Source organism: Butyricicoccus faecihominis (assembly GCF_024462775.1).
GTDB classification, from domain to species: domain Bacteria; phylum Bacillota; class Clostridia; order Oscillospirales; family Butyricicoccaceae; genus Agathobaculum; species Agathobaculum faecihominis_A.
Genome location: NZ_JANGCE010000024.1, coordinates 25,983 through 50,217 on the forward strand (window position 1 = coordinate 25,983; position 24,235 = coordinate 50,217).

A 24,235-nucleotide genomic window follows, 5' to 3' on the forward strand; every position below is an offset into this window, starting at 1 on the left:
ATGAATTTATCGTATCACAACCGCGTGCCGCCGGTCAAGAGAGGAAAACGAAAGGCAAGAGGGCGCCGCAGGTGAACTGCCCCTGTCAAGTAGACAGGGGGGCAGTTCAGAGCGGCGCCCTCAAAATTGTTCTATAGCAGTTGTCCGCGCAGCATGATCGAATGCACGTTCAATTCATCGTCTAAAAAGACGACGTTGGCAAGCCGCCCGGGTTCCAGCGAGCCATAATCGTGCTCTACGCCGATGGCTCTGGCCGGGTTGAGGGCCGCCGAACGCACGGCTTCGCCGAGCGGAATGCCCATCTTTACCGCACTGCGTACACAGTTTAGCAAATTGGTGGCCGAACCGGCGATGGTACCGTCGTGCAGGGTGGCAAGGTTGCCCCGCACCGTGACCGCCTGCCCGCCAAGCGAATATTCGCCGTCCTCCAGACCGGTGGCCATCATGCTGTCTGAAATCAGAATGACCCGGCCCGCGAACATCTTGAACGTTTGCCGAACGACCGACGGGTGCACATGCACGCCGTCCGCGATCAGTTCAACCGCGACCGCGTCGTTGTCCGCCGCCGCGCCGATTACGCCGGGCGCGCGGTGTGAAAAGGGCGGCATGGCGTTCCACAAGTGCGTTACCTGCCGCGCGCCAAGGCGAAACGCTTCGGAGGTCGTTTCATAATCCGCTTCGGTGTGCGCGATGGACAAGCGAACCTCAGACGCGAGCGCCTCGATCGTTTCCATCGCGTGCGGAATCTCCGGCGCAAGATCGCACAGCTTGAACAGACCGTTCGCCTTCTTTTGCAGGCGGCGGAACATTTCCGCGTCCGGTTCGTGCAGGTAGGCCGCGTTTTGCGCGCCTTTTTTTGCCTCCGAAATAAACGGACCCTCCATATTGATGCCGACCAGCGCCGCGTCCTGCGCCTCGACCCGATAGGTCGCGGCGGCTTCGGCAATGCCGGCCAGCTTTTCCTCCGGATAGGTCATGGTTGCCGGGCAGATCGCCGCCACGCCGTTCTGCGCCTGATAGCGCGCGATGGCGGAGATCGCCTCGTACGTGCCGTCGCAGAAGTCATAGCCGACACAGCCGTGGAAATGAACGTCCACTAAGCCGGGGATCGCGGTCAGGCCGTCCATATCGGCGGCTTCGGCCGAAGGCTCGCCGGACGCGATCCGATCGCCGGAAATACTCAGGCCGCCGTGTACGAACGTTCCGTCCGGCTGAAAAACTTTCAGATTTTTAAATTCCATGCGGATGACTCCTTCATTCCTCTTAGAGCAGATCGCGGCATTTGGCCAGCGCCGCTTCGTCCACGACCGCGACGACGTCCGGGTGCAGCTGGAGAATGGATGCGGGCACGCGGGGCGTGACCGGGCCGAAGAACGCTTCGCGCACGATATCCGCCTTGTTTTCGCCCGAAACGATGATCAGGACCTTACGCGCCGCCATGATGGTGCCGATGCCCATCGTGTAAGCCTGACGCGGCACATCGTCCGCGGAGGCAAAGAACCGCTTGTTGGCTTCAATGGTGGATTCCGTCAGATCGACACAGTGGGTGTCCTTCGGGAATTCGTCGGCCGGTTCGTTAAAGCCGATGTGGCCGTTCAGACCCATGCCCAGCAGCTGTAAATCCACGCCGCCGGCGGCGCGCACCGCGGCTTCGTAGGAAGCGCAGGCGTTATCCGCGTCCGGGTCGGAGCCGTCCGGCACATGGACGCGATCCTTCGGTACGTTGATCGAATCGAACAGGTGCTTGTGCATGAAGTAGTGATAGCTCTGGTCGTGGTCGGCGGTCAGGCCGCGGTACTCGTCCAGATTAAAGGTGGTAACGCCCGAAAAGTCCAAATCGCCCGCCTGATAGCCTTTTACCAGCTCTTCATACAGGCCGATCGGCGAAGAGCCGGTCGCCAGACCGAGCACGCAGTTCGGCTTTAAAATGACCTGCGCCGCGATGACATTTGCCGCTTTGCGGCTGAGTTCGTTATAGTCTTTTGCACAAATGATCTTCATTATTCCACACCTCATCCATTTCTAAAAAATAATGACGCGGAAGGCGAGCGTCGCCGCCCGCCTTCCGCACACTCCCCCGTGTGAGGGAGCATTCCTACTTTTACTTAAGCATCTTGGCCATTTCGTCGGCTACGAACTGTACCTTGGTGCCTACAATAACCTGAACCGAAGTCTTGGACGGACGCATAACGCCCGCTACGCCGGCAGCCTTGATCTTCTTTTCATCGACCGCGGTGTAATCCTTTACTTCGAGGCGCAGGCGGGTGATGCAGTTGTCGAGGCTTACGACATTGTCCTTGCCGCCAAGGCCTTCGAGAATCTGCGCCGCAACAGCGGTGAAATCGTTGTTCGCCAGAACAGCCTTGGTCTCGTCTTCATCATCGTCATCCTCACGGCCGGGGGTCTTGAGGTTGAACTTGGTGATAACGACGCGGAACACAAAGTAGTAGACGATAGCGACCACGATGCCGATCGGGATGATCATCCAAGTGTTCTGCGCCAGAGGCGTGAACGAGGAGAGCACCAAGTCAACAACGCCGCCCGAGAACGAGAAGCCCGCTCGAACCGGGAACATAACGGTGATCGCGCCGGAGATGCCGGCCAGCAGCGCATGCACAACATACAGGCCGGGAGCGAGGAACATGAACGAGAACTCGATCGGCTCGGTAACGCCGGAGACGAAGGAGCAGATCGCGGCTGCGAACAGCAGGCCGTAAGCGATCTTTTTCTTGTTCGGCTTGGCGGTGTGGTACATTGCCAAGCAGGCTGCGGGCAGGCCGAACATCATGAACGGGAAGAAGCCGGTCATATACATACCGGTCTGTCCGGCTACGCCGGTGCCGGCCCAGAAGTTGCCCAGATCGTTGATACCGGCAACGTCAAACCAGAAGACCGAGTTGAGCGCGTGGTGCAGGCCGACCGGAATGAGCAGACGGTTGAGGAACGTGTAAATGCCAACGCCGACAGCGCCAAGACCCATGATGCTTTCGCCGACCCAAACGAGTGCGTTGTAAACGACCGGCCAGACGAAGAACAAAACGAGTGCCGCAACGATCGAAACGACCGCCGTGACGATAGCGACGCAGCGCTTGCCCGAGAAGAACGACAGCGCGTCGGGCAGCTTGGTGGATTTGAACTTGTTGTAGCACATCGCGCCGATGATACCGGCAACGATACCGATAAACTGGTTGTTGACCTTGGAGAACGCAGCGTCCGCCTCCACGCCCTTGATAATGGATACAAAGGCCGGATTGAGCAGCTGCTGGATCATCAACCAGGAAACCAGACCGGCCAGAGCCGACGTGCCTTCGTGGTCGTCCGACATGCCGACCGCGACACCGATCGCGAACAGGATCGGCATGTTGTCAATCAGCGCACCGCCAGCTTTCACCAGGAACAGACCAATCATGGCCAGAGCGCCCGTGATATCGCCGCCCTGCATGGTACCCGGCGATAGAGCGTAGCCAATGCCCATCAAAATGCCTGCAACGGGCAGACACGCGACAGGCAGCATCAGCGATTTGCCGAGCTTCTGCAATTTTTTCATCATAAGGATTTCCCCTCCTCTTTTTTACCGCCCTCCGGCGGCTCGGTCAATGTGTATGCGGCAGGGGCGGCCTTAGCCGATAGGCGCCCGCGCCGACGTTCCACCGTTTCCGGATGCCCCGCAAACGGATTGAAACCTTTTTTACAGGTTCTTTCTGAGGAACAGCTCCATCGCATCGGCGGCGGCTTCCTCATCCGGCCCTTCGACCGTGACGCGGATCAGGTCGCCCTGCTTGGCGCCCATGCTCATCACGCCCATGATGCGCTTCGCGTCGACTTCTTTCTTGGGGGATGCGATCATGATCTTGGATTCAAACTTTGCCGCTTCCTTGACCAGCAGCCCCGCCGGACGCGCGTGGATGCCCAGCTCGTCGGTGATCGTGTACTCAAATGTTTTCATATTGTTTCATTTCCTTTCTCGCGGTTATTTTACTTTTTCAGCGTCAGCAGCGGCGCGCCCGCTTCCACGGGGCTCGGGTCGGCCGCCTTCACAGCACTGTACGCATCCGAATTGCAGATAATGACCGGCGTTACGATATCGTAGCCTGCCGCTTTGATCGCCTCGGGGTCAAATTCGATCAGCGTATCGCCCGTTTTGACCTTGTCGCCCGCCTTGCAGCAGGCCTTGTAGTGTTCGCCCTTGAGCTGCACGGTGTCGAGGCCCACGTGGATGAGCACCTCGGTCCCGTCGTCCGTGGTCATGCTGACCGCGTGGCCGGTATCGAACATCACGTCGATCGTGCCGTCCGCCGGCGCTGTGATGCGGCCCTCAGCCGGTACAACGGCCGCGCCCTGACCCAGAATGCCCTGCGCGAACGTCGGGTCGGCCACGTCGGAAAGCGGAACGATCTTTCCCTTTACCGGAGAAGCAATCACCATGCCGCCACCGGCGCCGCCCATCAATTTTTCCTTTAATTTACCAAACATTTCATCACCCTTTTTCTGACGAGTATGTCCTACGCACCGTAGGAATATGCCCAAAAATAAAAAGAACCAAATTTCTGCGGATACGATTCACCTATGATAGGCCCATCGTTTCGCGAAATTTGGTTTTGCCCGCCGAAGCGGTAACAATCCAACTGACTTTTCGGATTCTTGTTCACTTGTTGTTTTTATTGTAACAAACCGTTCACATTTATGCAAGACGGTTTTCACCGTCAAACCGTTAGAAATTATGACCAGTTTTTCGTCATTTTACACAAATGAACGCATCGGCCCCGAACCTTGGCGCGCCGCGCTTGACGAGAGCGACCCTATTTGCTATGCTGAAAAGACAAAAACCGACGGAAAGAAGGAATTTCCCATGCAAATTGACGGCAACGAGCTGGCGATTCAGCAAAACGAACTTGACCGCCAAGGCTTTAAAGAGGAAGCACTCAAAATCAAACGCGAATTTTTAAAGCAGGTGCGCGAGGCGGGCGACCACTGTCCCTGTAAGGAAGCGTGTCCGCACCACGGCAACTGTTTCGAGTGCGTGACCGTCCACCGCGGGCACCGCGACCACCTGCCGCTTTGCATGTGGGATATGGTGAACGAGCGGATCGCCGCGCTGAGCCATATGACCGAGGGCTCGCTCCGCGCCTACGAGGACCGAAAAGCCGCCGAAGCGGCTTCCGCCTGCGGTGGCTGTGAAGGCTGCGCCGGCTGCAAGGAATAAAAGGAAATAGCCGCTTCCGAAACACTCGGAAGCGGCTTTTTACAACTATGATTTACAGTCCCATATCCTTTTTGAGCTTTTCCAGTTCCGCGTCGACCGAAGCGGAGGCGCCGGAGGCGGCGTATTTTGCCTCGAGCGCGGCGGCTTCGTCCACCGGCTTTTGGTTCAGTTCGCTCATCGCGTTGGCCTGATCGAGCATTTGATCGGCCTTGCGCTCCATACGGTCAAACGCGTTCATGGCGCCCGCGGCCTTATCCGCCGACGAGGCAAAACCGTTTACCTTTTCCTGCGTCTTGGCGACCGCGACCTTGGCCTTGATCATCTCGCGGCGGCCGTTCAGGTTTTCAATATCGCCCACCAGCTTATCGTGCATCTGGCGCATCTTCTGCGCGTTTTCATGCGCGGCGTCATAGGTCGCCTTCAGGCTGGCCGATTTGCCCTCTAACTGCTGCTTTTTGCCGAGGAAGGTACGTGCATCGCCCTCATTCCCGGCGGCGAGCGCCTTGCGGGCAAGGTCGTCGTACTTCTTTACCTCTACCTCGTTATCCTCTACCATGCGGCGGGTACGCGCTTCCTCCGCCATCACGCCCGCGGTTTCCCGCTTGACCTCGGCCAGATTTTCCGTCAGGTCGCGCAGGTACTGATCGATCATCTTGGCGGGGTCCTCCGCCTTATCCAGAAGGTCGTTGATATTTGCCTTGATAATGTCGGTGAAACGCTCTAAAATGCCCATTTTTTGTTTCCTCCATTCGGTTTATATCATGAATGCCGCATACATAATACGGCGCTTGGAATGCCTTACGGGTCCTTTTTATCCTCGTATTTTTTAGCCAAATCCTCGATATCCTGATCGCCGAACTTCTCGAGCGGCGTTTTCAGGATCTCCTCGGCCCGCTTTTGCTCGCGCTCGCGCGCTTCGCGCATCTTCTTGCCCCACAGGTACAGCAGCACCGCCACGATCACCACCGCCAGACACACGGCCACAACCGGCAGCGGGGATTTCTGCACGGTCATGATGCGCTCGCCCGTTTTTTCAAAAACAAGGCTGAACATGCGATCTTCATCGCCCTGCGGAATATCTGAATAATAGTAGCGGTCCATGTAGTCGGCCAGAATGCCGATGGCTTCATCGTCCAAAACAGATTTGGCCTGCGCGCCAATGGTATAGCCGCAGTTGTACGAGCCCCTGTCGTCGTCAGCGAAGACGAGCAGGAAATGCGCCGTATCGGTGAACAGCTCATCGTATAGTTTTTTAGAGCGCTCCGTCAGGCTGGCGACCGTTGCGCCGGAATCGGCTGGCAGAATGTACAAATAGGGCTGTATGCCGGTCTTCTCATAGAAGGCCTTCATCCCGCTTTCCAGCTCGCGCCCGTTTCTGATCCACCCGGCTTCATCGGTATAATAGCCGGTCTCCTGCACCGCGCCCGCAGGAAGCGGTTCGCGTGCGACTGTACTTTTGGCGATATCACTGCCGCCGCCACCCGTGCCGCGCATAAAAAATCCAATGACCATGAACAGCACGATGACCGCAATGAAAATGCCGACCGCCGTACCGCAGCCGGGGCCACAACCGTTGCCGCCGGTGCCATTGTTGTTCTGGTTTCCTCCGCCGCCACCGCCGCCCTCATAGCGGCGGGAGTTGTTGACAAAGATCGGTCCTGTACGGATGCCGCCAAAGCCGCCGTATCCGCCGGTAGAGCGGCCGCCCGTGGACCTGCCGCCGCCCGATCGGCCGCCGCCGGAAAAACCACCGCCAAAGCCGCCGCCGGAACGGCCCCCGCCAGAGAAACCGCCGGAACGGCCCCCGCCCGAAAAGCCCCCCGAGCGTCCGCCGCCCGAAAAACCGCCGCCGGAATGGCCGCCACCGCCGCCTCCGCCTGATCTGCCCATTGTTTTATCCCCCTAAGTATTGGATGATTACTTTTTCTGCCCGCGCAGATATTGCAGCACATCGTGCCGGGTGACGATACCGCTGAACATACCGCGACCATCCGCGACGGGTACAAAGTTCTGCTCGGTCACCAGATCGACCAGATCCTCCATGCGCGCGTCGATGCTGACGGTGCGGTGGCATACGCGCCTTTCGATCTGCCCGACGGTGATCTGGTCGAGCTCCTCCGGGGTAAAGTGCAGGACCGCGCGAAGGAAATCCCCTTCGTTGATCGTGCCCACGTATAGCCCCTTGTGATCAATCACGGGGATCGCGGTAAAGCCGCTTTCCAGCATATCCGTCATGGCCTGCCGCACGGTGCAGTCCTCAAATAAGTACGAGACCTCGCCCTTGGGCTTGAGGAAAAAGGAAATGTTCATTGACGAAACCACCACTTTCCTGAATACAGGTATTCTATTCTATTTATAACCTTTTATCATTGTACGACAGCGAAGCAAAAGGGTCAATCGTTTCCCGGCAAGATTGATAGTTTATTTACAATTCACCGTCCGTTTCTTGGGCAAGGTGCCGCTAAAAAAATTTCCTGTACGCTTGACCTTTTCCCTTTTAACTGCTAAAATGTAAAAGTCAGAACCGGAAGGTTCGATCACAAAGCATTTTTGCAAGGAAAGGGTTTTTGACATGAAGAAAAGATTTCTGGCTGCCCTGATGTGCGGCGCCATGGCGCTCAGCCTCACCGCCTGCGGCTCCGGCGGCGACCAACCGAAGGCTGACGACGCGAATCCCCCTGCCGAAGGGCAGACGACCGGCGGCAAATCCTTTAACATCGGTATTTGCCAGCTTTTGCAGCATGATGCGCTCGATGCCGCCACCAAGGGTTTTCAGGATAAGCTGACCGAGCTGGCTCAGGCCGATGGCAATGAAGTAAAGTTCGATTACAAAAACGCTTCAAACGACGTGCCGACCTGCTCGACCATTATCAACGGGTTTGTATCCTCCAACGTGGACCTGATCCTTGCCAACGCGTCTCCGGCGCTGTCGGCGGCGGCCTCGGCGACAGATACGATCCCGATCCTCGGCACCTCAATCACGGATTACGGCACGGCCCTTGATATGGACTGGACGGGCACCAGCGGCCGCAACATCTCCGGTACCGCCGACCTGGCTCCGTTGGACGAGCAGGCCGCTATGCTGCACGAGCTGTTCCCGGACGCTAAGAATGTCGGCTTACTGTACTGTTCGAGCGAAGCCAACTCCGCCTACCAGATCAGCGTCATCCAGCCGATTCTGGAGGAAATGGGCTACACGTGCACCGTTTACACGTTCTCTGATTCGAACGATCTCGCTTCGGTCGCAACGAATATGGTAAGCGCCAGCGATGTGATCTATGTGCCGACCGATAATACGGTTGCCGGCAATACGGAGATCATCAAAAACATCACGCTTCCGGCCAAGGTTCCGGTCGTCGCCGGCGAAGAAGGCATTTGCAAGGGTTGCGGCGTCGCTACGCTGTCGATCAGCTATGACGAGCTGGGCCGTGTAACCGGTGAGATGGCCTACGATATCCTCGTAAATGGCGCTGATATCTCTACTATGGAAGTAAAATTCAGCCCTACCTTTACGAAAAAGTATAACAAGGCGATCTGCGACGAGTTGGGCATCACCATTCCGGACGGCTACGAGCCCACAGAAGAAGCCTGATCCCCGCGGTCCCTTCAATTACCGACGAATGAAAAAAGAGTGGAAAAGGGCTTCCCTTTTCCACTCTTTTTCGTTATAATTAAAATATCTGTACGCATTTAACAATACCGTTTGGGGGAATGAAAGTGAATGTTCTCAACCTGCTCAATGCACTGCCGGGCGCGGTTGCTCAGGGCCTGATCTGGGGCATCATGGCTATCGGCGTATTCATTACGTACAAGGTGCTCGATGTGGCCGACCTGACCGTGGACGGCTCGATCACCACGGGCGGCGCAACCTGCATTATGCTTATGTTCGCGGGCTTTCCCGTATGGGCGGCTATGCTCGGTGCATTTTTGGCCGGCCTGATTGCCGGCTGTATCACTGGTCTTTTGCACACGTTTATGGGTATTCCCGCGCTTCTTGCCGGCATATTGACCCAACTTTCGCTTTACTCGATTAATTTGCGGATCCTAGGGGCCGCAAACAAGGCGATCAGCGTTGATAAATATCCGCTGATCGTGTCGCTCCGCTACATCACCCAGTCTATTCTGGTGGTAACCGTGTTTGTTGTTGTGATCATCGCACTGCTTTACTGGTTCTTCGGCACGGCGCTTGGCTGCTCAATCCGCGCTACGGGCGCCAATCCCAACATGAGCCGCGCACAGGGCATTAATGTTAACCACAACAAGGTATTTGGCCTGATGGTCTCCAACGGTCTGGTTGCGCTCGCAGGTTCTTTGCTTGCTCAGTACTCTGGCTTTGCCGATGTTAAAATGGGCACAGGCGCGATCGTAATTGGACTAGCCGCCGTTATTATCGGCGATGTTATTTTTGGCAGAATATTTCGCAACTTTGCTCTCAAACTGCTCAGTGTCGTTTTCGGCGCTATCATATACTATCTGGTCATTCAAATCGTTCTGTGGCTGGGCCTGAACGCGGATGATTTGAAGTTGTTGTCCGCGCTGGTCGTCGCGATATTCCTTGCTATCCCTTACTGGAAGGGCAAATATTTCAGCAAGGCCGCAAAGAAGGGGGACAAGACCGATGCTTGAGCTGCAAAATATTCATAAAACCTTTAACGCAGGTACAATTAATGAAAAGAAGGCGATCGACGGCCTGAACCTGACGCTCCAGCCCGGTGATTTTGTCACGGTGATCGGCGGCAACGGCGCGGGCAAGTCCACCATCCTGAACCTGATCGCGGGCGTGTTCCCGGTCGATCAGGGACTGATCCGCCTAAACGGGTTTAATCTCACCGGCCTGCCCGAGCACAAGCGCGCGCGCCATTTGGGCCGTGTGTTTCAGGACCCCATGATGGGCACGGCGGCCACCATGGGCATCGAAGAAAATCTGGCGCTCGCCTACCGGCGCGGCAAACGCCGCGGTCTGGGCAGCGGCATTTCAAACGCAGAGCGCGAAATTTATCGTGAAAAACTGGCTACGCTGGGCCTTGGTCTGGAGGACCGTTTGACCAGCAAGGTCGGCCTGCTCTCCGGCGGCCAGCGGCAAGCGCTGACCCTGCTGATGGCGACGCTGCAAAAGCCCGACCTGCTGCTGCTGGACGAACACACCGCCGCGCTCGACCCCAAGACCGCCGACAAGGTCTTGCAGCTAACCGACGAGATCGTCGCGCGCGACCAGCTCACCACCTTAATGGTCACGCACAACATGAAAAACGCCATCCAGTACGGTAACCGCCTGATCATGATGGACGCCGGCCGCGTCGTCGTGGACATTGCGGGCGAGGAAAAGAAAAACCTTTCCGTACGCGATCTGCTGGAAAAGTTCAATATCGAAAACGACCGCATGCTTTTAAGCGAATAACGCAACACTCCCCCTGAACGGCGCGCTTCGGCGCGTGGAGGTTCTTTGACAAACTGCAACGGCGCGCTTCGGCGCGCCGTTTTAATGTTCCGTTTCCCTTTCTCTGTTTTCCAGTTCCCGCCTTTCTATCACCAGACCGAGCGCGTTGACGCGTTTTTCCTGTTCCTCGCCGCTGGTCGCGGTGTAGATACGGGTGGTATCGACCGAGCTGTGGCCGAGAAGATCGGCCAAATGCGCCAAATCGCGATCCGTATCGTAATAGGTGCGTGCAAACAGGTGACGCAAGTTGTGCGGGAACACCTTATGCGGGTCGACGCCCGCCGAACGGCACAGACGCTTCATCGTGTTCCAGATATTCGATCGATCCATCGGCAGGCCATACCGTGTGATAAACACCGGGCCGCCCGTTAAGTGCTTGCTCTCCGCGTAACGCAGCAGCGCGCCGCACAGGCTGCTGGGCAGGAATACCACGCGCGTTTTACCCTTGAGCCTAACGGAGGCGCGCCCTGCGCGCGCCGCTTCCACGGTGATGTAGCGAAGTTCGGATATGCGAATGCCGGTAGCCCCGAGCGTTTGCAGCAGCAGGTATACCCTACTGTTCCGGCGACCTGATGCAACGTACAGCAGGCGCAGGTAGTCCTTTCGCGTCAGCTCGCGGTCGGGCGGTAAAAACGCTTTGCGCTGCGTCTTGAGCGGCCGCACGCGGCAGTCGTGCCGCTCCATAAACGCCAGCAGGCCGTTTACCGCCGCCAGCATGGAATTGACGCTGGAGGCCGCGTATCTCGCGGTCAGGGTTTCCTTATAGGCGACGACCGCCGTTTTGTCCAGCTGCCGGTCTCCCATGAACGCCACAAAGCTGCACAGGTCGCGCCGGTATTTGGAGAGCGTCGCGGCGCTTCGCTCCGCCGCCGCCAATTTCTCAAGGTATGCTTCGATCTGTTCCGTTAACATGATTTTATTCCTCCGATGCATCTCTATTGTCGGCCAGCACAATACGCCGCTCAATCAACATAGCACCGGATAGGCTATAAATGCAACCGCTTTGCATGTATTTCTTTCTTATAATGCGAAAAAAACCACCCTTGGAAAGAACATTTTTCCAAGGGTGGTTCTTATTTGATGGTTTACTTCAAAATTACGCGTTCGCGCACCGTGCCATTGACGATTAGCGGCAAGGTCTGCATGGTGTAGCCGCTGCACGTAACCTGCGCGGTATAGTTGGCCCGCTTGACGGTAAACGCGGCCAAACCGTCCGCACCGGTGGTAACGCTCTTACCGCCGATGGTGACGACCGCGCCCGAAAGCTTGGCGCCGGTGGTATCCGTTACCGTTATCTCGACCGTTTCCAGTATTTCACCGGTCAGCTTAACGGTACGGCCCGAAGAAACACTCAGCGTCTGGCTGATCGGGTTGGTAAAGCGGCTGTCCGAAGCGGCCAGCGTATAGGAACCGCGCTTGACATAAACGGTCGCCTTGCCGTCCTTATCTGTGGTGGCGTTCTGGGCGGGCGTGCCCTTCTCGGTCTCGGTCGGCGTAAAGGAAACGACCACGCCTTCGATCGGCAGGCCCAAATCGTCAACGACCTGCGCGGTCAGCGCAAAGGTGGTGACGAAGTTGACGCGCAGCGTCGGATTTTTGCCCTTTGTCATGACAAAGGTAAAATCGGCGTAATTGGCGTTATTCTCCGCGAAATCCGAAACGGCCGACCGGTTGATCTTGACCGTGGAGCCGTTCACCACGTACTGCCAATCCTCTTCCAGCGTTTTGCCGTTGCAGCGGATGTACTTGAGTTCAGCGTCGTCCGCCGGTACGAGCGATACGGTCAGATCGGCATAGCCGCCCGACTGGGTGTTCGCGTCAAAATCCGCCTCGGCAGGCGAAACCGTGTTGACCGGCGAGGTGTCGGTCACCTCCAACGTGCAGGAGTGCGTCGCACCGCGGCTGGGCACAAAGCTGATCGTATACGAGCCGGTATTCTTTTTATCCAGCAGCTCGTGCTTGAACGTCACAAGGCCGCTAGCGCCGTCGTACACATAATCGGTACCGCGTTCCAGCACGGTGCTCCCAATCTTGACGCTCGACAGCGTGGTGCCCGTGGGCAGCGTAACGGTAACGGACAGCTCGGTATGGTTGGCCGAACCATCATACTTATCATAGGTAATCTTGGACGGACTGACCGCGGTGAGCGCGGAGTCCACGGTAGAGATCAGGATCGCGCCCTTGCTGCCGTCGCGGAAGATCAGATCCATCGAAAAGGTGCCGGCCTTGAGCGTGGTCAGGTATTTCTTGTACACGCGGATGCCGTTCTTATCGGTAAGCAGGTTGTAGTCGGTGCCTTGGCTAAGCGTCTTGCCGTCGCACTCGACGCGCTGCAAATCGTTTTTGTCCGCGCCAAAGGAAAAGTCATAGGAGTGCGCCAGCGTATCGGTATTGTTGATATCGAACGAGAAGGTGCCCGGCGATACCGTAACGCCGTTCGAGGAAGAAACCGACTCGCCCGCGATCGTCGCGGTCACGCCGCTCATCAGCTCATAGCTGCCGGGCTTCATCAGCAGTTCGCAGCCGGACGCGTTCAGAACCGCCTTCTGGATCGAGCCGCCGCCGGTGACGGCGGTCTTGGCGTTGCAGGTCAAGGTATTGATCTCGGTGCTGCCAGTCGTGAGCAGGGAAGCCTGCTTTTCCACATTGATGTCCCACACCTGCGCGTCCAGCGTCAGCGAAAGGTTTTCGCCGTCGAGCGTCAGGTCGGACAGGCCGCCCGCGCTCACATCGAGCCCGCTCTCCCGCAGCGTGCTGGAAGAAAGCACCTCGGTCTTGCCGATATTGGTGTTGCCCGTGCAGGTGATCTGCGGCGTGATGCCGCGCGGATTTTTCACGACCATGCGGGCGGCGGATACGCCGTCCATCGTGACGTCGCCGCCGGAAACGATGATATCCCCTTCCACCTTGACGTTGCGCAGGTTGACTGTGCCGGTCGTCACGCCTTCGGTGATGTAAAGGTTGCCTTCCACGGTCGCGTCCGAAAGAGTGCCCGCGGCCGAGATGGAAACATTCTTGGTGTCGTCCGCAAAATCGGACTCGGTCAGCGTGCCGTTTGCCGTGTGCAGCGAGGAGCCCATGAAGAAATAAAGAATCTTGGCGATCTCGCCGCGCGTTACTGCGCGCTGCGGCATAAACGAGCCGTCCGTATAGCCGTTGATATAGCCCTTATCGACCGCTTCGGCCACATAGCTGACCGCATATTTGCTGATCTTGGCCTTATCGGTGAACGACATGGAGGCGGCGGTGCCCGTGGGCGTGTACTTATGCAGACGGCCCAAAATAGTCGCGGCCTGCTCGCGCGTCAGCGTGCCGGTCGGGTCCATTTTATCATCGCCCACGCCGTTGATGTAACCGTATTCCACCGCGGTCTGCACGGTGGAATAGTAGGTGTCCGAACTTTTTACATCGGTAAAGCTGATCTGTGCTTTTTCCGTAAAGCCGAACGCCCGGTTGATATAGCGCATGAATTCCCAGCGCATGATCGCCTGATCGGGCTTGTACGTCCCATCAGAGGCCGGGTTAATGACGCCCTGCTTATTGAGCGCGGTAATATAGGTTCTGGACCAGTGCTTATCGATATCGCTTGCCGCAAAGGCGGCGGGGATCGATACGAGCAGCATGGCTGCCGCAAGGACGGCGGACAAAAATCTTTTCACAGCTTTCACCTCTTTGGTTTTATGGGGATAAAGCACATTCGCTTCCCTTTATTCCGGTTGCTCCGCCGGCGCGGAGCCTGCGCCCTCTCCGGGCTTTTTACCGCTGCGGCGGCGGCCGCCGCGTCTTCTTCTGCGGCGGGGCGCGCCATCGGCGGCCTGCGGCTGTTCGCCTTCCGGCATAGTCTCTTCCGGCGCTGCGTCCTCCGGCTCCGGTGCGCGGACCGGTGCGGGCGCGGGACGGGGCTCCACAGGCTTTTTCGTCTCTGCCCCGTCATGGGCCGCCGCGCAGGGACGGTTTTTACAGCCGCCGCCACGTACCATGCAGCATTCCGTGCACTGGAACTGCTCCGGCGAATGCTCAGGGCCGTCGTCGAGCTGCACGCGGCAGGTGCCGCGCAGCATTTGGGTGGAAATGACGCGGCCGCGCCCCTCGGGCGTATCAACTATACTGCCGTTTTTCGGGGTCACCTTTTGCAGCTCGGCATAGGCTTCGTGCTCATATTTCAGGCAGCACATCAGCCTGCCGCACGTGCCGGAAATTTTGGCCGGGTTGAGCGAAAGGTTCTGTTCCTTCGCCATATTGATCGAGACCGGGTGGAATTCCTCCAAATAGGAAGAACAGCACAGCTCGCGCCCGCAGGCGCCAAGGCCGCCAATCATCTTCGCTTCGTCGCGCACGCCGATCTGCCGCAGCTCAATCCGAGTGCGGAACACACCCGCGAGGTCTTTGACCAGCTCGCGGAAATCGACGCGGCCATCGGCCGTGAAATAAAACAGCATCTTGCTCATGTCAAACGTGCACTCGACCGTGACAAGGTTCATTTCGAGCCCATGCTCCTCGATCTTACGCTTGCAGATGACAAAAGCCTCGTCCGCGCGGCGCAGGTTGCGCTCAAGCGTTTGCCGGTCGGCGTCTGTCGCGACGCGCACCATGCGCTTGAGCGGCTGGACGATATTCTGATCGGGCACCTCGGTGTTGCCCTGCACGGCCTTTGCAAATTCCAGGCCGCGCGCGGTCTCCACGATAACGTCCTCCCCCGCGGCGACGGGAACGCCTTGCGGGTCAAAATAATACATTTTTCCGTTTGGTTTAAAACGGACTCCGATAATATTGGTCAATACTTGCTCCTCCTAGATAGCGGGGATCATTCAAGATAACAAATGCGAAATGCGTCGCTCGTGAGCGACAGGGTAACGGCCGCCGCGGCCGCGTTGCGGGACACGCGGTCCTGCAAAACATAGAGGAAATCGGCCAAGCGCGTCAGCCTTGCCGGGGCGATCGCGCGCGAAAGCTTATCCGTTTCGGCGGCAAGGCCGGGCGCGAGCGGTACGGTTTGCAGCCCATGGGCGCGTAAGATCGCGTCGCGCAGCGCGGTCTGCATCAGCCCGAGCAGGGCGACCAGCGCCCGGCGCGGCGTTTTTTCCATGGCGAGCGCCGCGGCCATCAGCCGCTCCTCTCGCCCCTCGGCAAGGGCCGCGAAATAAGGGCCGATCAGATCGGCTGCTTCCGCTTCGGGCAGCGCGCCGCCGTCCGGCTCAAGCGAAAAGGTCACGCAGCGGCTGCGCACGGTTTCCAAAAGCGCGTCCGGCTGTTCAGAGAGCAGCAGAAAAAAAGCGTAGGCGGGCGGCTCCTCCAGCAGCTTGAGCAGCGCGTTCTGCGCGGCGGGATTCAAGCGGTGCGCGTGGCAGATGACCGTCACGCGGCGCTCTCCATCATTCGGCACGATGGCGTTTTCCGCCTTTAAGCGGCGGGCAAGCTCAACTTTGAGCTCGTCGTCCCCCTCGTCGACAACGGTCAAGTCGGGGTGCACGTCGCTTGCCACCTTGCGGCAGGGCACGCAAACGCCGCAGGGGCGCTGTCCGTCGCCCTCGCAAAACAGGGCTGCGGCCAGCGCGCGGGCAAGCGACAAAAGCGCTTCGCCATTTTCGCCGGTGAGCAGCACGGTCTGCGGAAAGCGGCCGGCAAGCGCGTGCCGCAGGCTCGCCTTCAGCGCTTCGTTGCCGGACAGCGCGTCAAGCGAGATCACAGCTTTTCAAAGCGCTCCACGTTCAGCACGAACACGGTCGCGCCGCCGACCTCGACCTGCACCGGGGTGGACGGGAAAAAGCCCATGCCCAGCTCCGCCGTGGTCGGGATGATCTGCTTGCGGGAAGAGGAATGCTCGCGGATGATGTCAAACGCCGCGTCGAGCTTATCCTCGTCCAGACCAATCAGGATGGTGACGTTGCCGGCCTTGAGAAAGCCGCCGGTCGTCGCCAGCTTGGTGATGGAAAAGCCGGCCTTCATCAAATTGTTTATTACGTCCTGCGCGTCGTCGTAATTGATGATCGCAAGTACCATTTTCATAACGGTTACCTCCCAAACAGGTTTCATTCAGTCTGTTATTACTACATAAATGTCGTCTACTTTATTGTACCATCTTTCTTGCAACAATTCAATGTGCGAGTCGGTGATTTTCTCGCCCGGCCAAAGCAGCGGGATTCCCGGCGGATAGGGCGTTACCGGGCGGGCGCAGACCATACCCGCGGCAGTCTCGACCGGCACGCGGCCGTGGTGGGAAAAATGCGCCTGCCGCACCGACAGCACCCGCTCGGCGGGCGGAAACGGCGCGGCCGGATGCGGCACTTCTCCCTTTTGCGCCCGGCGGCTGATCTTTCGCAGCGCGCGCCGCAGCCGCCGCAGCGAAGAGCCGGTATCCGAGCAGGTCAGGATAAACACGGCGTTTCGCTCGTCCGCCATCTCGCAGGCGACGCCGAACTCGCTCCAAAGGGTGTCCGAAAGCGTCTGTCCGGTCATATCGGTGCCCGCGGTGCTCACGGTCAGCCGGCAGGGATCCAAATCGGGGAAATCGCCCGTGCCCAAGGCCGAAAAGCGCGTGCGCGCATCGACAAAGCGGCGCAGCTCCTCGCAGGCCGTGGCCGCGCGCAGGTAGGCGATATGGCCGGGGCCCTCGACGTAGGCGCGCGCCAGATCGATCGAAGACAAAATGGGATAGGACGGGCTCGACGTGCCGAACAGCGCGGTGTTTTCGCGCAGGCCGCGCCGGTCGATCCGGTCGCCCATGAGCAATGCAGCGCCCTGCCCCAGACAGGGCAGCGTTTTATGAATGGACAGCACCGCCAGATCGGCGCCCTCCGCAATCGGCGTGGGCAGGCCGACCGCCGGAAAATGCGCGCCGTGCGCCGCGTCGACCAGCAGTTTTTTGCCGTAAGCCGCGCATAGGTCGGCAAAAGCAGGGATATCGCGGCGAACGCCGTAATAGGTTGGTGAGGTGAGCATCACCGCGCGGATCTCCGGGTGGGCGATCAACTGCCGTTCCGCCTCGGCGATATCGAGCGCGCCGGGCACGGCAAACGGCTCGATCAGCTCGGAAGAGAAAAAATAGGGCGTTAGATCAAGCAGCGCACAGGCTGTGCAAACCGATTTATGACAGCCCCGGTCAAGCAGCACGCTGCCGCCCGCCCCGGCGGCGGTGGCCAGCATGGCCAGCACGCCCTGCGTCGAGCCGCCGGTCAGGAAAAAGCAGTCCCCTGCCTCAAAATAACATGCGGCGGCTACCTCCGCGTCCCGAATGGGGCCTTCGCCCAAATATAGGTTGCCGGTGCCGTAGGTCTCGGTAAAGTCGATCGCAAACAGGTCGGCATAGGTGGTGAACACAGGCTCGCCCTTGTGTCCGGGCATGTGAAAGCGCGCCGCGTCGCCCGTGGCCATCAGCTGTAGGGCGTGGTAGAGCGGCGCGGTGGTAAACGGCAAAAGCCGGTTGATCTTGCTCATCTGCCCGCGCGGCCGGCGCAGGGTGCGCTTATGCGTCTGCATTGCGAAACCCCCTTTATGGGAATTAGTAATTAGTAGTTAGTAATTAGTAATTATTGTGCAAGGCCGCGCGACTTCCTCCACGCTTCACACTTGCCGCGCAATTATTAATTACTCATTACTAATTCCTAATTATTATACCACGCCGTGGCATAGGCTTGCAAACTGTCCATAATGTGCACACATTCGTCTTTTTCAGACGGAATTTTGGTTTAATTTCACGTAGTAAATCATGGGGGTGTATATTATAATAATTATTGCGCTCGTTATTCGATCGCCATGTTTTGAATTTTGAAAGGCAGGTAACTAACCTATGGCTGACAATCGTATTTTCAACTTTTCCGCAGGCCCCTCCATGCTGCCGGTTCCCGTGCTCGAACGCGCGGCATCCGAAATGCTCAATTACAAGGGCTCCGGCATGTCTGTCATGGAGATGAGTCACCGCTCCAAGGTATATGACGCCGTCATCAAGGACGCCGAGGCCGCGCTGCGCCGTGTCATGAACATCCCGGAAAATTACAAGGTGCTGTTCCTGCAAGGCGGCGCGACCACGCAGTTCGCGGCCATCCCGATGAATCTGATGAAGACCGGCAAGGCCGATTACGCCGTGACCGGTAACTTTGCAAACAACGCGTACAAGGAAGCCGTGAAGTTCGGCGATATCCATGTTGCGTATTCTTCCAAGAAAACCAATTTCGACCACGTGCCCGCGCAGAACGAGCTTGACCTGAACGCGGACGCGGACTATTTCTACATCTGCGCCAACAACACCATCTATGGCACCGAATACTCTTATGACCCCGAAACGCCCGAAAATGTTCCGCTCGTGGCGGATATGTCGTCCAACATCCTGTCCAAGCCGGTCGACGTTTCCAAATATGGCGTTATTTACGCCGGCGCGCAGAAGAACATGGGCCCCGCCGGCCTGACCGTCGTGATCGTACGCGACGACCTGCTCGGCTCCTACCCCAAGGAAAAGTACCCGGCCATGCTGGACTGGAAGCTGATGGCCGACAAGGAAAGCATGTACAACACGCCCCCGACCTATGCCATCTATGTGCTCGGTCTGGTGCTTGAGTGGGTGGAATCCCTCGGCGGCCTGACCGAAATGGCCCGCCGCGCCGAAGAAAAGAGCAGCCTGCTGTACGATTACCTCGATTCGACCGATTTTTATCAGGCCGTTGCCGCGAAGGACAGCCGCAGCCGCATGAACGTCACCTTCCGCACCGGAAACGACGAGCTCGACGCCAAGTTCGCCAAGGAATCCGCCGCCGCGGGCATGTCGAACCTCAAGGGCCACCGCTCGGTAGGCGGTATGCGCGCCTCGATCTACAACGCCATGCCGCTCGAGGGCGTACAGACGCTGATCGACTTCATGAAAAAATTTGAAGCCGCCAATAAGTAAGGGAGGACATACGCCAACATGTATAATGTAAAGCTGTATAATAAGATTTCCAAGGTCGGTCTGGACGACCTCGACGCCGCCAAGTACGCCTGCTCCGAGGATTTTAGCGATTACGACGCCGTGCTGGTCCGTTCGGCCAAGCTGCACGACGTTGAATTCCCGAAAAACCTCAAGTGCATTGCGCGCGCGGGTGCGGGCGTCAACAACATCCCGATCGACCGCTGCTCGGAAGAGGGCATCGTCGTATTCAATACGCCGGGCGCGAACGCCAACGCCGTCAAGGAGCTGGTCATCTGCGCGATGCTGCTCGCCTCCCGTAAAATCGTGCAGGGCGCGAACTGGGTGCGCTCGCTGAAGGGCACGCCGGATATCGGCCCCGCTGCCGAGAAGGGCAAGGCGACCTATGCCGGGCCCGAAATCGCGGGCAAGCGCCTTGGCGTGATCGGCCTCGGCGCGATCGGCGTCAAGGTGGCGAACGCCGCCATCGGCCTCGATATGGACGTTTGGGGCTACGATCCCTTCCTGTCCGTGGACGGCGCGTTAAAGCTGTCCCGCGCGGTCAAGCACATCACCGATCTGGATCAGATCTTTGCGAACTGCGATTATATCACCGTACACGTGCCGCTGCTGCCGGATACCAAGAATATCGTCTGCGCGGAGACCCTTGCGAAAGCCAAGGACGGCGTGCGCGTGATCAACCTTGCCCGCGGCGAATTGGTCGACGAGCAGGCCATGGCCGATGCGCTCCAGTCCGGCAAGGTCGCGTGCTACGTGTCCGACTTCGCTTCCGACTGCATTTTGGAGCAGGAAAACGCGATCGTGCTGCCCCACCTCGGCGCTTCCACGCCCGAGAGCGAGGACAACTGCGCGATCATGGCCGCAAAGGAAATCGCGGAGTATCTGGAAAAGGGCACCATCCGCAATTCGGTCAACTTCCCGAACCTCAAGGTCCCGTACGAGGGCGGCTACCGCATTTGCATGATCCACAAAAACGTGCCCAACATGATCACCGCCATTTCGTCCGCCATGTCCTCCAAGGGCGTCAACATCGAAAACATGGGCAACCGCTCCAAGGGCGAATACGCCTATACCATCATGGACGCAGCCGTCCAGCCGACCGAGGAGACCCTCGCCGCGATCCGCGCGATCGACGGCATGATCTCGGTCCGCGCGATCTGATTGTAATCCATAAAATAGGCCGCTGCCTGATCGCAGCGGCCTATTTTTATCCTTATGTCTTATTTGTCGGCGCCACTCTTATTCTGCAACAGACAAATCCCCGCGCAAGCTACGCCAATGCCCAGCAGCGTAAAGCCGGCGTTCGTATCGAGCGCCTTCATCCGTGACAATACCACGACCGCGACGCCCATGGCGAGCGTCACCGCTTTGAAAACCAGACCGATGATGTTCCGCGCGCTTTGCTTGTCCGCGCCGCTGCCGCCCCGCTCGCGAACCTGCATCAGCTCATCCACCGATACCTGAAGCGTTTCCGCGAGCTTAGGCAACGAAGCGATATCCGGACAGGACAGATCGCGCTCCCATTTGGAAACGGCCTTATCGGTGATATTCATGATGGCGGCCAGTTCGGCCTGCGTCATCCCGCGTTCCTTGCGCAAGGATGCGATCATGTTGCCCAGCGTTTGTTTTTGCATGCAGCGTTCCTCCTTGGTTATCCATGCCATTCCATGCAGGCGTTCCCCCCTGTATCCGTCCTCCTGAGCGAAGCGAAGGATCTCGCGCGAACGCGCGTTCCTTACCGAAAATCGCGCGTTCGCGCGAGATTCTTCGTCACTACGTTCCTCAGAATGACAACCGGGAAAGCTTAACTTAATGACATTGGCCCTCGTCATTCGTGTTTTTATTGTATCCCCGCCGGGGCGGATTCTCAACCGACCGCCGGTTTAGTATGGGAAACGGTTGGTTTACCTGTGGTTTACCCGTTCTCTCCCCGCTATTTTACCATATCACGCGCCCGACCAGCGGGCTGATTTTGCCGAAAAAACGGGTACGCCAAAGACGGTCGCGCACATAGCGCGGGTCTTGCTAATCCCCCCAAAATGGGATATACTAATTTTATCTGGAATTTAAGAGGAGTGGCACAGAATGGAAGATGGTTTTATCAAGGTGGCGGCGGCAACGCCCGCGCTGCGCGTGGCGGACTGCCCCTATAACGCCTTGGAAATTGTAAAGCTGGCACGCGAGGCCGCCGGTAAAGGCGCGAAGCTCTGCGTGTTCCCCGAGCTGTGCCTGACCGGCTATACCTGCGGCGACCTGCTGTGGCACCAGACCCTGCTGGACGGCGCGCTGGACGCGCTGCAAACCGTTTTAGAGCAGTTGGAGGCGCTCGACATGCTGGTGGCCGTCGGCCTGCCGTTCATGGCGGAGGGCAGGCTCTTCAATGTCGCCGCCGTTTGCTACCACAACGAGGTGCTCGGCCTTGTGCCCAAGCGCAATTTGCCCAATTACGCCGAGTTCTACGAAGGCCGCCACTTTACGGCGGGCCACGCCGCTTTTTTACCCGCGGGCGATATCGAGCTGCGCTTTCCCAGCGGCCGCGTGCAGAAAAACGTCGCCCTGACCGGCGACCAGCTGTTCTGCTGCGAAGGCTTGCCCGCGTTTACCCTCGGCGTTGAGATCTGCGAGGACCTTTGGGTGCCCCAGCCGCCCTCCACCACGCTGGCGCAGCTGGGCGCAACGGTCATCGTCAACCTGTCCGCTTCGGATGAACTGATCGGCAAGGCCGCTTACCGCCGCGAGCTGGTAAAGAGCCAGTCCGCGCGCCTGCTGTGCGCCTATGTATACGCGGACGCGGGCTTTGGCGAATCGACGCAGGATCTCGTCTTTGCCGGGCACGACCTGATCGCGGAAAACGGCGCGCTGCTCGCGGAAAGCCGCCGCTTTGAGGGCGGCGTGGTATATGCCGATCTGGATTTGGACCGCTTGCAGCACGAACGCCGCCGCATGGGCAGCTTTAGCCCCCGGAGCGAGGGGCAGGCCTGCCGCCGCCAGCGGTTTTCTCTGCCGCGGACCACCTGCGACCTGCGGAACCGCTGGTTCCCGCGCACCCCGTTCGTGCCGCAGAATGACGCCGTGCGCGCCGAGCGCTGTGAGGAAATCTTGACCATACAGGCGGTCGGCCTTGCCACGCGGCTGCACCATACCGGCAGCAAAACCGCCGTTGTCGGCCTGTCCGGCGGGCTGGATTCAACGCTCGCCCTGATCGTTGCGGCGCATGCGTTCGACCGGCTCGGACTCGACCGGTCGGGCATTCTCGCGGTCACCATGCCCTGCTTCGGCACGACCCAGCGCACCCGCGGCAACGCGGAAAAGCTGGCGGAAGCTTACGGCGTGACCCTACAGACCGTCGATATCAAAGCGGCGGTCGATCAGCACTTTGCCGATATCGGCCAGTCCAAGGACGACCTGACCGTAACCTTTGAAAACGCGCAGGCGCGTATGCGCACGCTGGTCTTGATGAACCTTGCCAACAAGAACGGCGGCATGGTGGTTGGCACGGGCGACCTGTCCGAACTCGCGCTTGGCTGGGCCACCTATAATGGCGACCACATGAGCATGTACGGCGTCAACGCCTCCATCCCCAAAACGCTGGTGCGCTATCTGGTCGCTTACGAGGCCGACCGCGCCGAGGGCACGCTGGGCGAGGTGCTGCGCGACGTGCTGGATACCCCCGTATCCCCCGAATTGCTGCCGCCCAAGGACGGCGAGATCAGCCAAAAGACCGAGGACCTTGTCGGCCCGTACGAACTGCACGATTTCTTCCTGTATTATATGCTGCGCTTCGGCTACCCGCCGGCTAAAATTTTCCGCGCGGCGCTGAAGGCCTTTGACGGCGAATATGACCGCGAAACGATTAAAAAGTGGCTCATTACCTTCCTGCGCCGCTTTTTCACCCAGCAATTCAAGCGCTCCTGTCTGCCGGACGGCCCTAAGGTCGGCACGGTCGCCCTGTCCCCGCGCGGCGATTGGCGCATGCCGTCGGACGCCAGCGCGAAGCTGTGGCTGGACGCCGCCGAGCAGCTTTGAGAGGTGCGCCTGATTGAGAACACTGATCCGCAGGCTCGCGGCGGTGGTTGCCGCCGCGGTGTTCTGCCTGAATCTTTACGTGGAGCTTTCCCCCCGGTACGTGGTCGGCCCGGAGTGGAAGCTCGCGTTTGCCGCCGCTTTCGCCCTGCCGCTCGCGCTCGCCTTTTTCTGCGGCGTGCCGCGCGCGGCGCGGCAAAAGCGCAGGCACGATTTTTGGCTTATCCTATTCTGGTACTACTTATGGGTACTTTTGAACGTGCTGTTTTTCGACAATGCGTTTGGGCGCGGTTTTGCGCCCGATCCCACGTTTTCAGCGGTTAATTTGGAGCCGCTGCGCACGATCCGCAATTATTTGCTGGCCTACGGCTACGGTAACATTTCCCTGCGGCTTACGGTATTGAACCTCGCGGGCAATGTGGTGGCCTTTGCGCCGATGGGCTTTTTTCTGCCCGCGCTGTTCCGCTGGCAGCGCAGCGTGTTTTTCTATACGGCGTCGCTCGCGCTGGCGATCTCCGCGGTCGAGATCGCGCAGATCTATTCGGGCGCGGGCTCGTGCGATGTGGATGATCTGATCTTAAATCTGGCAGGCGCGCTGGTTGTCTACCTGATCTGCCGCATTCCGCCCATCTGGCGGCATGTGTGCAGCGTGACCCCTAAAAAAGGAGACTGAAAA

23 protein-coding genes are annotated in these 24,235 nt (G+C 58.7%); 8 read left to right on the top strand and 15 right to left on the bottom strand.

The features are described 5' to 3' along the window. Positions 1–131 precede the first annotated feature (131 nt). The 5 genes from nagA to NE562_RS12335 form a co-directional block, all read right to left on the bottom strand. On the bottom strand, positions 132–1,241 hold the full coding sequence (nagA, locus tag NE562_RS12315) for an N-acetylglucosamine-6-phosphate deacetylase (protein ID WP_280962726.1): 1,110 nt from the start codon (positions 1,239–1,241) through the stop codon (positions 132–134). A gap of 22 nt (positions 1,242–1,263) precedes the next feature. Beyond that, on the bottom strand, positions 1,264–2,001 hold the full coding sequence (nagB, locus tag NE562_RS12320) for a glucosamine-6-phosphate deaminase (RefSeq protein WP_280962727.1): 738 nt from the start codon (positions 1,999–2,001) through the stop codon (positions 1,264–1,266). A gap of 100 nt (positions 2,002–2,101) precedes the next feature. After that, positions 2,102–3,550, bottom strand: coding sequence for an N-acetylglucosamine-specific PTS transporter subunit IIBC (nagE, locus tag NE562_RS12325; protein ID WP_280962728.1), 1,449 nt, complete (start codon positions 3,548–3,550; stop codon positions 2,102–2,104). Positions 3,551–3,688: 138 nt separating this feature from the next. Beyond that, positions 3,689–3,946 carry an HPr family phosphocarrier protein gene (locus tag NE562_RS12330; RefSeq protein WP_280962729.1) on the bottom strand — a complete coding sequence of 86 codons (258 nt, stop codon included), beginning with the start codon at positions 3,944–3,946 and terminating at the stop codon, positions 3,689–3,691. A gap of 29 nt (positions 3,947–3,975) precedes the next feature. Continuing rightward, positions 3,976–4,473, bottom strand: coding sequence for a PTS sugar transporter subunit IIA (locus NE562_RS12335; protein ID WP_280962730.1), 498 nt, complete (start codon positions 4,471–4,473; stop codon positions 3,976–3,978). 247 nt (positions 4,474–4,720) lie between these two features. On the opposite strand from NE562_RS12335, the gene NE562_RS12340 reads away from it, so the two are divergent. Beyond that, on the top strand, positions 4,721–5,203 hold the full coding sequence (locus NE562_RS12340) for a hypothetical protein (RefSeq protein ID WP_280962731.1): 483 nt from the start codon (positions 4,721–4,723) through the stop codon (positions 5,201–5,203). Between the two features lie 52 nt (positions 5,204–5,255). Here NE562_RS12340 and NE562_RS12345 read toward each other — a convergent pair whose 3' ends face one another. The 3 genes from NE562_RS12345 to NE562_RS12355 form a co-directional block, all read right to left on the bottom strand. Continuing rightward, a complete protein-coding gene (locus tag NE562_RS12345) occupies positions 5,256–5,936 on the bottom strand; it encodes a PspA/IM30 family protein (RefSeq protein ID WP_280962732.1) in 681 nt (226 codons plus the stop codon). A gap of 65 nt (positions 5,937–6,001) precedes the next feature. Next, entirely contained in the window at positions 6,002–7,093 is a 1,092-nt protein-coding gene (locus NE562_RS12350; protein WP_280962756.1) for a hypothetical protein, read from the bottom strand. 27 nt (positions 7,094–7,120) lie between these two features. Beyond that, positions 7,121–7,513: a CBS domain-containing protein gene (locus NE562_RS12355; protein ID WP_280962733.1), complete on the bottom strand. Its 393-nt coding sequence runs from the start codon at positions 7,511–7,513 to the stop codon at positions 7,121–7,123. Positions 7,514–7,775: 262 nt separating this feature from the next. Between NE562_RS12355 and NE562_RS12360 the strand changes: the two genes are divergently transcribed. From NE562_RS12360 to NE562_RS12370, 3 genes are all read left to right on the top strand, one after another. After that, positions 7,776–8,795 (top strand): ABC transporter substrate-binding protein, encoded by a 1,020-nt coding sequence (locus tag NE562_RS12360; protein ID WP_280962734.1) that lies wholly within the window; start codon positions 7,776–7,778, stop codon positions 8,793–8,795. A gap of 119 nt (positions 8,796–8,914) precedes the next feature. Next, the gene (locus NE562_RS12365; protein WP_280962735.1) at positions 8,915–9,829 is read left to right on the top strand and encodes an ABC transporter permease; all 915 of its coding nucleotides are present in this window, start codon (positions 8,915–8,917) and stop codon (positions 9,827–9,829) included. Further along, positions 9,822–10,601: an ABC transporter ATP-binding protein gene (locus NE562_RS12370; RefSeq protein WP_280962736.1), complete on the top strand. Its 780-nt coding sequence runs from the start codon at positions 9,822–9,824 to the stop codon at positions 10,599–10,601. Before NE562_RS12365 ends, NE562_RS12370 begins: the two co-directional genes overlap by 8 nt. Positions 10,602–10,682: 81 nt before the next feature. Here the strand turns inward: NE562_RS12370 and NE562_RS12375 are convergent, their stop codons facing one another. From NE562_RS12375 to NE562_RS12400, 6 genes are all read right to left on the bottom strand, one after another. Further along, complete coding sequence (locus tag NE562_RS12375; RefSeq protein WP_280962737.1) at positions 10,683–11,552, bottom strand: tyrosine-type recombinase/integrase; 870 nt, start codon at positions 11,550–11,552, stop codon at positions 10,683–10,685. Between the two features lie 173 nt (positions 11,553–11,725). Continuing rightward, positions 11,726–14,299: an S-layer homology domain-containing protein gene (locus NE562_RS12380; protein ID WP_280962738.1), complete on the bottom strand. Its 2,574-nt coding sequence runs from the start codon at positions 14,297–14,299 to the stop codon at positions 11,726–11,728. A gap of 48 nt (positions 14,300–14,347) precedes the next feature. Beyond that, the gene (gene ricT / locus NE562_RS12385; RefSeq protein WP_419196008.1) at positions 14,348–15,418 is read right to left on the bottom strand and encodes a regulatory iron-sulfur-containing complex subunit RicT; all 1,071 of its coding nucleotides are present in this window, start codon (positions 15,416–15,418) and stop codon (positions 14,348–14,350) included. A gap of 26 nt (positions 15,419–15,444) precedes the next feature. Next, positions 15,445–16,326 (bottom strand): hypothetical protein, encoded by an 882-nt coding sequence (locus tag NE562_RS12390; protein ID WP_280962739.1) that lies wholly within the window; start codon positions 16,324–16,326, stop codon positions 15,445–15,447. Next, a complete protein-coding gene (locus tag NE562_RS12395) occupies positions 16,323–16,646 on the bottom strand; it encodes a cyclic-di-AMP receptor (protein ID WP_280962740.1) in 324 nt (107 codons plus the stop codon). The genes NE562_RS12390 and NE562_RS12395 overlap by 4 nt, the downstream gene beginning before the upstream one ends. Positions 16,647–16,673: 27 nt before the next feature. Next, positions 16,674–18,116: an aminotransferase class I/II-fold pyridoxal phosphate-dependent enzyme gene (locus tag NE562_RS12400; protein WP_280962741.1), complete on the bottom strand. Its 1,443-nt coding sequence runs from the start codon at positions 18,114–18,116 to the stop codon at positions 16,674–16,676. 310 nt (positions 18,117–18,426) lie between these two features. Between NE562_RS12400 and serC the strand changes: the two genes are divergently transcribed. Next, entirely contained in the window at positions 18,427–19,518 is a 1,092-nt protein-coding gene (gene serC / locus NE562_RS12405) for a 3-phosphoserine/phosphohydroxythreonine transaminase (RefSeq protein WP_280962742.1), read from the top strand. Positions 19,519–19,536: 18 nt separating this feature from the next. Beyond that, positions 19,537–20,697, top strand: coding sequence for a phosphoglycerate dehydrogenase (locus tag NE562_RS12410; protein ID WP_280962743.1), 1,161 nt, complete (start codon positions 19,537–19,539; stop codon positions 20,695–20,697). A gap of 59 nt (positions 20,698–20,756) precedes the next feature. Here the strand turns inward: NE562_RS12410 and NE562_RS12415 are convergent, their stop codons facing one another. Continuing rightward, positions 20,757–21,170 (bottom strand): helix-turn-helix domain-containing protein, encoded by a 414-nt coding sequence (locus tag NE562_RS12415; protein WP_280962744.1) that lies wholly within the window; start codon positions 21,168–21,170, stop codon positions 20,757–20,759. A 451-nt stretch (positions 21,171–21,621) separates the two neighbouring features. Here NE562_RS12415 and NE562_RS12420 point away from each other — a divergent pair, with 451 nt between their 5' ends. Continuing rightward, positions 21,622–23,562, top strand: a complete 1,941-nt coding sequence (locus tag NE562_RS12420) for an NAD(+) synthase (protein WP_280962745.1) — start codon at positions 21,622–21,624, stop codon at positions 23,560–23,562. Between the two features lie 13 nt (positions 23,563–23,575). Then, the gene (locus NE562_RS12425; protein WP_280962746.1) at positions 23,576–24,232 is read left to right on the top strand and encodes a VanZ family protein; all 657 of its coding nucleotides are present in this window, start codon (positions 23,576–23,578) and stop codon (positions 24,230–24,232) included. Positions 24,233–24,235 lie beyond the last annotated feature (3 nt).

What these genes read in the sequence shown, in the direction of transcription:
- nagA (WP_280962726.1), bottom strand. Translation starts at nt 1,241, where the DNA reads ATGGAATTTAAAAATCTGAAAGTTTTTCAGCCGGACGGAACGTTCGTA.
- nagB (WP_280962727.1), bottom strand. Translation starts at nt 2,001, where the DNA reads ATGAAGATCATTTGTGCAAAAGACTATAACGAACTCAGCCGCAAAGCG.
- nagE (WP_280962728.1), bottom strand. Translation starts at nt 3,550, where the DNA reads ATGATGAAAAAATTGCAGAAGCTCGGCAAATCGCTGATGCTGCCTGTC.
- NE562_RS12330 (WP_280962729.1), bottom strand. Translation starts at nt 3,946, where the DNA reads ATGAAAACATTTGAGTACACGATCACCGACGAGCTGGGCATCCACGCG.
- NE562_RS12335 (WP_280962730.1), bottom strand. Translation starts at nt 4,473, where the DNA reads ATGTTTGGTAAATTAAAGGAAAAATTGATGGGCGGCGCCGGTGGCGGC.
- NE562_RS12340 (WP_280962731.1), top strand. Translation starts at nt 4,721, where the DNA reads ATGACCAGTTTTTCGTCATTTTACACAAATGAACGCATCGGCCCCGAA.
- NE562_RS12345 (WP_280962732.1), bottom strand. Translation starts at nt 5,936, where the DNA reads ATGGGCATTTTAGAGCGTTTCACCGACATTATCAAGGCAAATATCAAC.
- NE562_RS12350 (WP_280962756.1), bottom strand. Translation starts at nt 7,093, where the DNA reads ATGGGCAGATCAGGCGGAGGCGGCGGTGGCGGCCATTCCGGCGGCGGT.
- NE562_RS12355 (WP_280962733.1), bottom strand. Translation starts at nt 7,513, where the DNA reads ATGAACATTTCCTTTTTCCTCAAGCCCAAGGGCGAGGTCTCGTACTTA.
- NE562_RS12360 (WP_280962734.1), top strand. Translation starts at nt 7,776, where the DNA reads ATGAAGAAAAGATTTCTGGCTGCCCTGATGTGCGGCGCCATGGCGCTC.
- NE562_RS12365 (WP_280962735.1), top strand. Translation starts at nt 8,915, where the DNA reads ATGAAAGTGAATGTTCTCAACCTGCTCAATGCACTGCCGGGCGCGGTT.
- NE562_RS12370 (WP_280962736.1), top strand. Translation starts at nt 9,822, where the DNA reads ATGCTTGAGCTGCAAAATATTCATAAAACCTTTAACGCAGGTACAATT.
- NE562_RS12375 (WP_280962737.1), bottom strand. Translation starts at nt 11,552, where the DNA reads ATGTTAACGGAACAGATCGAAGCATACCTTGAGAAATTGGCGGCGGCG.
- NE562_RS12395 (WP_280962740.1), bottom strand. Translation starts at nt 16,646, where the DNA reads ATGAAAATGGTACTTGCGATCATCAATTACGACGACGCGCAGGACGTA.
- NE562_RS12400 (WP_280962741.1), bottom strand. Translation starts at nt 18,116, where the DNA reads ATGCAGACGCATAAGCGCACCCTGCGCCGGCCGCGCGGGCAGATGAGC.
- serC (WP_280962742.1), top strand. Translation starts at nt 18,427, where the DNA reads ATGGCTGACAATCGTATTTTCAACTTTTCCGCAGGCCCCTCCATGCTG.
- NE562_RS12410 (WP_280962743.1), top strand. Translation starts at nt 19,537, where the DNA reads ATGTATAATGTAAAGCTGTATAATAAGATTTCCAAGGTCGGTCTGGAC.
- NE562_RS12415 (WP_280962744.1), bottom strand. Translation starts at nt 21,170, where the DNA reads ATGCAAAAACAAACGCTGGGCAACATGATCGCATCCTTGCGCAAGGAA.
- NE562_RS12420 (WP_280962745.1), top strand. Translation starts at nt 21,622, where the DNA reads ATGGAAGATGGTTTTATCAAGGTGGCGGCGGCAACGCCCGCGCTGCGC.